The following is an 8055-nucleotide window of genomic DNA, read 5'->3' as shown; positions in this document are numbered from 1 at the left end:
AATGATAAGGTTTTAATTTGCGGAGCAAAATTAATTGAATACACTGAATAGGACTAAATTGAGCGACTAAAATAAGTTTCTCAAACGAATTCTAAAAAATCCTATAGGGGGAAACAACTGGTGAATATTCTAGGATATGCACAGAAGCTAGGTAAGGCGTTAATGCTACCTATCGCAACGCTTCCGATTGCGGCGCTTCTATTACGTTTAGGTCAAGGCGATCTACTTGATATTCCATTTATGGCGCAAGCTGGTGGTGCTATCTTCGGTAACCTACCATTGCTATTTGGTCTAGGTATCGCGATTGGTCTTTCTAAAGACGGTAACGGCGCAGCTGGTCTTGCTGGTGCAGTTGCTTACTTCGTTCTAACAGCGACAGCAACAACAATTAACGCTGACGTTAACATGTCTTTCTTCGGCGGTATCTTCGCAGGTATCATCGCAGGTCACTCTTACAACGCTTTCCATGCTACACGCCTTCCTGAGTGGCTGGCATTCTTCGCTGGTAAACGTTTAGTACCAATCATGGCTGGTCTATTTGCACTTGTTGCAGGTGCTGTGTCTGGTGTGGTTTGGCCTGGTGTTCAATCTGGTCTAGACGCACTGGCTCACGCAGTATCAACGTCTGGCGCTATCGGTCAATTCGTTTACGGTACTCTTAACCGTGCACTTATCCCTGTAGGTCTACACCACGTATTGAACTCGTACTTCTGGTTCGGTATGGGTACATGTCAAGAAATCATCGTTGCTGGTCAAGGCGCATTCGCTAACATCACTCAACTTTGTGTTGACCCATCACTAGCTAAAACTCTAGTTGTTGGCCAAGAGCACACATTCACATTCGCTAACTCTGTAACTCCAGAAATCACTACTGTTGTTAAAGAAGTAACTGACACTGTTAAATCTGGCGACCTACACCGTTTCTTCGGTGGCGATAAAGGCGCTGGCGTATTCATGAACGGTTTCTTCCCAGTAATGATGTTCGGTCTACCAGGTGCTGCACTTGCAATGTACCTAGCTGCTCCTGCTGAAAAACGTAGCCAAGTTGGTGGTGCACTATTCTCAGTAGCATTCTGTTCATTCCTAACAGGTATCACTGAGCCGCTAGAATTCATGTTCGTATTCCTAGCTCCTGCTTTATACGCAATGCACGCTGTATTCACTGGTCTGTCTCTAGTAGTTGCTAACATGTTTGGTACTCTGCACGGTTTCGGTTTCTCTGCTGGTCTTATCGACTTCGTATTGAACTGGGGTCTAGCAACTAAACCTCTAGTACTTCTAGCAATCGGCCTTGGTTTCGGTGCTCTATACTTCTTCACATTCTCTTTCGCAATCCGCGCTTTCAACCTGAAATCGCCTGGTCGTGAAGATGATGACGCTGCAGCGACTCCAGCTGGCGAAGCTCCAAAAGGCGACCTTGCACGTCAATACCTAAAAGCTCTAGGTGGTCACGAGAACCTAACTTCAATCGACGCTTGTATCACACGTCTACGTCTAACTCTTAAAGACCGCTCTGTTGCTGACGAAGCAGTTCTTAAGAAACTAGGTGCTAAAGGTGTTGTTAAGCTAGGTGAAAACAACCTACAAGTTATCCTAGGCCCTCTTGCTGAAATCGTAGCTGGCGAAATGAAAGCTATCGGTGCAGGTGAAGACCTATCTGATGTAAAACTTCCATAGTAAGGAAGTACTTAACTGAGCAGTAATTAGTACTCTCAAGTAAGTGTCAAATTGAAAGCCTCCCATCTGGGGGGCTTTTTTGTATCTGCATCTTGAGGACAAGTGAGAAGGTTCGTTCTATTCTTCATCGAATAGCAGAAATAATCGCAATTAACTGATGGTTCTTATTGTGCAAAGGCTAAGAATTGTGGATGATTAGCAACAATGATCTTTCTACCTAGGGTGAGCGCTAAAAGTGGCGTTTTGCTAGGAGAGGGAAGATAACTTTCTCTGACAATACTAAATACATAGAGGTGCTATAGATGAGTGAAGCTGAGGCTCGTCCATCGAATTTCATTCGCCAAATTATCGATAAAGATTTAGCGGATGGTACACACAGTAGCGTGCATACTCGTTTCCCGCCGGAGCCAAATGGCTACCTGCACATCGGTCACGCTAAATCTATTTGCTTGAATTTTGGTATTGCTCAGGACTACCAGGGACAATGTAATCTTCGTTTCGATGATACAAACCCTGAAAAAGAAGACGTTGAATACGTTGAGTCAATTAAGAATGATGTAAGCTGGTTAGGCTTCGAATGGTCTGGTGACATTTGTTACTCATCAAACTACTTCGATACGCTTTACGCTTATGCTGTGGAATTAATTAATAAAGGCTTAGCGTACGTTGACGAGCTAAGTCCTGAGCAGATCCGCGAATACCGTGGCACGCTAAAAGAGCCAGGTAAAGCAAGCCCATACCGCGACCGCAGCCCTGAAGAAAACCTAGCGCTATTCGAAAAAATGCGTGACGGTGGCTTTGAAGAAGGTAAAGCGTGTCTACGTGCTAAGATCGACATGAGCTCGTCATTCATGGTAATGCGTGATCCTGTTATCTACCGTGTTCGTTTTGCTCACCACCATCAGACAGGTGACAAATGGTGCATTTACCCAATGTACGATTTCACACACTGTATCTCTGATGCGCTGGAAGGTATTACGCACTCTATCTGTACTCTTGAATTCCAAGACAACCGTCGCTTGTACGACTGGGTTCTAGATAACATTACGATCGATTGCCAACCTCGTCAGTACGAGTTCAGCCGTCTGAATCTTGAATACACGGTGATGTCTAAGCGTAAGCTAAACCAACTTGTGGTTGAAAACCTAGTTCAAGGTTGGGATGACCCACGTATGCCTACTATTTCTGGTTTACGTCGTCGTGGCTTCACTTCTGCATCTATTCGTGAATTCTGTAAGCGTATCGGTGTGACTAAACAAGAGAACATGATTGAGTTCGGTTCACTTGAGTCTTGTATCCGCGATGACTTGAACGAAAATGCACCTCGTGCAATGGCTGTTCTAGATCCGGTTAAGATCGTGATTGAAAACTACGATGCAGACAAAGTAGAAACACTAACGGTTGCTAACCACCCGAACAAACCTGAAATGGGCACTCGTGAAGTACCGTTTACTCGTGAAGTTTGGATCGAACGTGATGACTTCCGTGAAGAAGCAAACAAGAAGTACAAGCGTTTGGTTCTAGGTAAAGAAGTTCGTCTACGTGGTGCTTACGTAATTAAAGCAGAGCGTATCGAGAAAGATGCAGAAGGCAATATTACAACTATCTTCTGTTCTTACGATGACGAAACGCTAGGTAAGAACCCAGCAGATGGCCGCAAAGTGAAGGGTGTTATCCACTGGGTATCTGCTGATAAAGCATTGCCAGCTGAGATTCGTCTATACGATCGTCTATTTACTGTGGCAAACCCTGCCGCTGCGGATGATTTTGCTGCAACGATCAACCCAGAGTCTCTGGTTAAGTTGAACGGTTTTGTTGAGCCTAGCCTAGCGGAAGCCGCTGCAGAGCAAGGTTTCCAATTTGAGCGTACAGGTTACTTCTGTGTTGATTCAAAAGACTCTAAAGCAGATGCGTTGGTATTCAACCGTACGGTTGGCCTACGTGATACTTGGGGTAAAGCTGAAGCATAATTGCTAACGCCAATAAGCTATTTAATAAAAACCGGCCTAGTGCCGGTTTTTTTGTGACTGTATATCCTGCTTATGGGGAGTAAAATTCGGTTGCTACTAATGTGGTATCAGATATCTTCAGGTCGAGAATTGGTGATTTCCCCAGTGCGGGAGTTGTACCAAAACACGTATTCCGCTCTGTCTGGGTTTCTGTGGTGACCCTCTGCGGTATAGATGTAGTAGCAAAGTGCTTGAGCGGTCTCTGAGCCACCCTCTTTAGTTAAAAAGGTTAGGTTTTGGCGGCGTGAGACAAAATCGAATCCATCAAAATTATCTCTATCTGTTGTGACGGTTAGATCGGTATGCATGATCGCGTCCCAAATAGCGACACACCCCTGATGACCTTTACCTATATTGTAGGGAGCGCCCATCGGAGAGTTTTTATCGACACCTAAAGGGTAGCCTTCATCATTCATATCCAATTGAGGGTTGCCGTTGGCATCTTCTCCAAAGCCAGGTAGGTCGTTCATTTCTGAATTACCGCCGCCATTCACAAGCCATTTGCTGTGAGCAAACGTAATCGCACTTTGAAACTGAGACTGAGCACCATTGAAAATAGCAATTCGGCTATCACTTTGCAGACTTAGAAAGCGCGGAAGTGCAACAACAGAAAGCACGGTTATGATCACAATCACAACCAGTAGCTCTATCAAGGTAAATGCTTTTATATGCGGTCGCTTTCTGTATGAGTCGTTCATGATAGCTACAAATAAAAAACGCTGACCGAAGTCAGCGTTTTTTTAATTTTTCGGTTTGTGCGCGTCTGGGTTACCTTTGCAATCACCCGTCATGCTTTTACCGTAAAGGTATAAACTGTGGTTCGTTAGCTGAACGTTGTAACGCTTCGCTATCTCTTTTTGTCTCTCTTCGATGATGTCATCAGAGAACTCGATAACTTCGCCACAATCTAGACATACTAGGTGATCGTGGTGGTGCTGTGTTGAAAGTTCGAATACAGACTTACCGCCTTCAAAATGGTGGCGAGTTACAATGCCAGCGTCATCGAATTGGTTTAATACTCGATAAACGGTCGCAAGCCCGATCTCTTCACCTAGGTCGATCAGCTTTTTATATAAATCTTCAGCACTAATATGTTGGCAGTCTGGTTGTTGTAATACTTCTAAAATTTTGAGCCTTGGGAGGGTCACTTTAAGACCAGCATCTTTTAGCGCTTGATTATTGTCTGACATATACTTTCCTGTTGATGATCTGCAGCAATTAACAGAATTCAATATTAATACCATTATAGTTTAGTCAGGCATAACAATAAACCACGAACTTCAAAGGGTTACTAATCAACATCACAATCTGTTTTGTAAATTGGAAGTATCTCACTTATAGTGGAGGTACGACCAGTCATGGTGGCGGGAATTCTAATATGAGCACGGAATGTTGTTATGAATAAGCAACTTGCAAAAATATACAAACCAAACATCGTAAAATTCGCTCTTAATATCTGGCCTCCATTTTGGGGAGCAGGGATAAAGATAGCCCATATTAGTTCGGATTTTAGGGTAGTAAAAACAGTGCTTAAGTTGCGCTGGTGGAACAAAAATGCCAATCGTACTCAGTATGGCGGTAGCATCTTTTCCCTCACAGATCCTGTTTACTCATTGATGTTAATGGGAATTTTAGGTGAAAGGTATTATGTGTGGGACAAAGAGGCGAGCATTAACTTCATCAAACCTGGTCAGTCAGATCTGTATGCAGACTTTGAAATAAGCCAAGGTCAGCTTGATGAGATTTACCGTCAGACTCAACTTGGTGAGAAGTGTTTTCCCGAGTTTATTATCTATGTCAAAGATAAACAGGGTAATGTGGTCTCAGAAATTCAGCGTACGCTTTATGTCAGAAAGAAGCCACAATTCAGAGATGATGACGAAGCACTAGAAGCAGAGTGCTAATTTAGACAAACAGAACTTATATAGACAAATAGAAAAAAACCTCCAATTAGGAGGTTTTTTCATATCTAGAGAGTTGTCACTAATTGTAACAATGGACAACTGCCAGAGAATTAGTCTTCAAGCTCTGCTAGGCACATCTCTTCGTGGATTTGTTTAACCCAGTTAGATACACGCTCATCAGTTAGCTCTGGTTGACGGTCTTCATCGATACATAGACCAACGAATTGGCTGTCATCGCCTTCAACTAGACCTTTCGATGCTTCGAACTCGTAGCCTTCAGTAGAAGTGTAACCTAGGATAGTACCGCCTTTCGCTTCAACGATGTCACGGATAGTACCCATAGCATCACAGAAGTATTCTGCGTAATCTTCTTGGTCACCACAACCAAAGATAGCAACAAGCTTAGTTGAGAAATCAATAGCTTCTAGCTCTGGGAAAAAGTCATCCCAATCACATTGTGCTTCGCCGTAGTACCACGTAGGGATACCAAGCAGCAGTAGATCGAAGTTATCGATATCTTCTTTGCTGCTTTTTGCAATGTCTTGAACGTGAACGAGCTGTTTGCTCAATTGCTTTTGAATCATCTTAGCAACAGCTTCAGTGTTACCTGTATCGCTACCAAAGAAGAGACCTACACTTGCCATAGAATCATTACCTTTCATTTTGTCTGTTGTCGGTGTAATAAAGTTCGGAGGGGAATCGTTAGATCCCGGTTCCTTCCCAGCTTAGTTGGATTATCCCTTTGGCGATAAAACCTGCACAGCCAAGGAAAAGTACTAACCACACAATGCGACGACCAAATGGAGGAACATTTCCTTGCTTGAGAACGTCCTTAATTGCCATACCGATTAAAAAGAAAATCGCGGCAAATAGGAGATCTAAACCAACAGATTCAATGATGTTCATGTAGTCGTAAAGCATGGGAACCTTATATACCAATTTTGCTTGGGCGCACTATATCACTGTTGCGAGATAAAGTTAATGTGCAGTGATTACTCAGCTCTCATTTATCTGCATGAAAAAGCGCACTTAAGCGATGAATTTTCGAATTGCTCTCAGCACTTCAGCTGGCTTTTCTGCGTGTAGCCAGTGGCCTGTATTCGCAATAACGTGTGCCTTTGCGTTAGAAAATTGCTGTTGGACCGCAGTTTGGTGCTCAGCCGTGAGATAGTCAGAATCCCCACCTTTTACTAGCAAGGTTTTGACTGAGGTTTTGTCGATCGGTTCCCAACCAATAATGTGTGCATAGTTGGCGAGCAGAGATGCGACGTTAAAGCGCCACTCCATAACGCCTTGTTCTGACTTAAACAGTGATTTTGTTAAGAACTGGCGAACACCGTCTATTTCGATATGTTTGGCGAGCACTTTAAGAGCTTCGGCACGAGATCCTGGCTGTTCTTCAATGACAGCTTGTAGGCCGGCGAATACGTTGTCGTGACGGCTTTGGGTGTAAGCGACCGGTGCCATGTCCAATACAATCAGTTTACGTAGCTCTAGGTGTTGGGTAAGCGCCATAGCAACTTTTCCGCCCATCGAGTGACCAATGACAGTGACGTCATTCAGCTCGAGATCTTTCAACAGTTGAGCGACATCTTGTGCCATCGCTTGGTAATTGTGAGTATCACTGTGGAAGGATTGTCCGTGGTTACGAAGATCGATACTCAGTACCTGATGATCGACTTTTAGATCCCTGGCCAGCAAGCCTAGGTTGTCCAGATTACCGAATAATCCATGGATCAAAACTATGGTGTGACCCTCACCTTCGATTTTATAGTTGAGCTGTACTGACATTTTTATCTTATTCATGGTGGGTTTGACGTAGAGTATCCGCGCGGATCTCGCTATAATCCCCCTGAGTTTAAACATTGAGATTGTGAAAAGCGAATGAAAACAATTGAGGTTGATGAGGACCTATACCGTTTTATTGCGGGTCAGACAGAACGTATTGGCGAAAGCGCTTCAGATATTCTGCGCCGCTTGTTACAGGTTGATAGCCAAGGCATGGCTCCGATCGAAGAGATCGTAGAGCCGAAAGGTATCGTTGTTAGCAAAGAGGTAGGCTTTACTCCAGAGAAGTTCGATGGCGTTAAAGAAATGCGCTCACTACTAATATCAGATGAGTTTGCGTCACTAAAGAAAGCCATTGATCGTTTCATGTTGGTGTTATCAACACTGCATAAAATCGACCCTGAAAGCTTTTCAGAAGCAACTCAAGTAAAAGGCCGTAAGCGTGTTTACTTTGCTGATAACGAAGCGACGTTGTTAGCAAACGGCAACACGACTAAGCCTAAAGCCATTCCACAAAGTCCTTTTTGGGTTATTACGAATAATAATACTAGCCGTAAAAGACAGATGGTTGAGCAGCTTATGAGCCGCATGAATTTCCAAGCAGAATTGATCGAAAAAGTAACAGGTTCAATTTAACGAAATCTGATTTAAACCTCATAATATCCATGGATAAGAAG

Annotated in this window: 9 protein-coding genes; 4 read left to right on the top strand and 5 right to left on the bottom strand. The window is 43.6% G+C overall.

The window, feature by feature from the left end:
* Positions 1 to 120 precede the first annotated feature (120 nt).
* Together nagE and glnS are read left to right on the top strand one after the other, a co-directional pair.
* On the top strand, positions 121 to 1677 hold the full coding sequence (gene nagE / locus BCT81_RS12770) for an N-acetylglucosamine-specific PTS transporter subunit IIBC (protein WP_102424656.1): 1557 nt from the start codon (positions 121 to 123) through the stop codon (positions 1675 to 1677).
* A 302-nt stretch (positions 1678 to 1979) separates the two neighbouring features.
* Complete coding sequence (glnS, locus tag BCT81_RS12765; RefSeq protein WP_061034161.1) at positions 1980 to 3647, top strand: glutamine--tRNA ligase; 1668 nt, start codon at positions 1980 to 1982, stop codon at positions 3645 to 3647.
* 107 nt (positions 3648 to 3754) lie between these two features.
* Here the strand turns inward: glnS and BCT81_RS12760 are convergent, their stop codons facing one another.
* Together BCT81_RS12760 and fcrX are read right to left on the bottom strand one after the other, a co-directional pair.
* A complete protein-coding gene (locus BCT81_RS12760; protein WP_102424655.1) occupies positions 3755 to 4384 on the bottom strand; it encodes a type II secretion system protein in 630 nt (209 codons plus the stop codon).
* A gap of 42 nt (positions 4385 to 4426) precedes the next feature.
* Positions 4427 to 4876 carry a ferric iron uptake transcriptional regulator FcrX gene (gene fcrX, locus BCT81_RS12755; RefSeq protein ID WP_004737897.1) on the bottom strand — a complete coding sequence of 150 codons (450 nt, stop codon included), beginning with the start codon at positions 4874 to 4876 and terminating at the stop codon, positions 4427 to 4429.
* Positions 4877 to 5083: 207 nt separating this feature from the next.
* Between fcrX and BCT81_RS12750 the strand changes: the two genes are divergently transcribed.
* Positions 5084 to 5590 (top strand): DUF4442 domain-containing protein, encoded by a 507-nt coding sequence (locus BCT81_RS12750; protein WP_004737898.1) that lies wholly within the window; start codon positions 5084 to 5086, stop codon positions 5588 to 5590.
* 110 nt (positions 5591 to 5700) lie between these two features.
* On the opposite strand, the gene fldA is transcribed toward BCT81_RS12750, so the two are convergent.
* The 3 genes from fldA to BCT81_RS12735 form a co-directional block, all read right to left on the bottom strand.
* On the bottom strand, positions 5701 to 6234 hold the full coding sequence (fldA, locus tag BCT81_RS12745) for a flavodoxin FldA (RefSeq protein WP_004737899.1): 534 nt from the start codon (positions 6232 to 6234) through the stop codon (positions 5701 to 5703).
* A 58-nt stretch (positions 6235 to 6292) separates the two neighbouring features.
* The gene (locus tag BCT81_RS12740) at positions 6293 to 6511 is read right to left on the bottom strand and encodes a DUF2788 domain-containing protein (protein WP_004737900.1); all 219 of its coding nucleotides are present in this window, start codon (positions 6509 to 6511) and stop codon (positions 6293 to 6295) included.
* A gap of 108 nt (positions 6512 to 6619) precedes the next feature.
* On the bottom strand, positions 6620 to 7381 hold the full coding sequence (locus tag BCT81_RS12735) for an alpha/beta fold hydrolase (RefSeq protein WP_102424654.1): 762 nt from the start codon (positions 7379 to 7381) through the stop codon (positions 6620 to 6622).
* Positions 7382 to 7474: 93 nt separating this feature from the next.
* Here BCT81_RS12735 and seqA point away from each other — a divergent pair, with 93 nt between their 5' ends.
* Positions 7475 to 8014 (top strand): replication initiation negative regulator SeqA, encoded by a 540-nt coding sequence (seqA, locus tag BCT81_RS12730; RefSeq protein WP_004737903.1) that lies wholly within the window; start codon positions 7475 to 7477, stop codon positions 8012 to 8014.
* Positions 8015 to 8055: the final 41 nt, after the last annotated feature.

Source organism: Vibrio sp. 10N.261.52.A1 (genome assembly GCF_002876325.1).
GTDB lineage: Bacteria > Pseudomonadota > Gammaproteobacteria > Enterobacterales > Vibrionaceae > Vibrio > Vibrio chagasii.
Note: the sequence above shows the minus strand (reverse complement) of the source record. Positions and strands in the feature narration are given on the sequence as shown.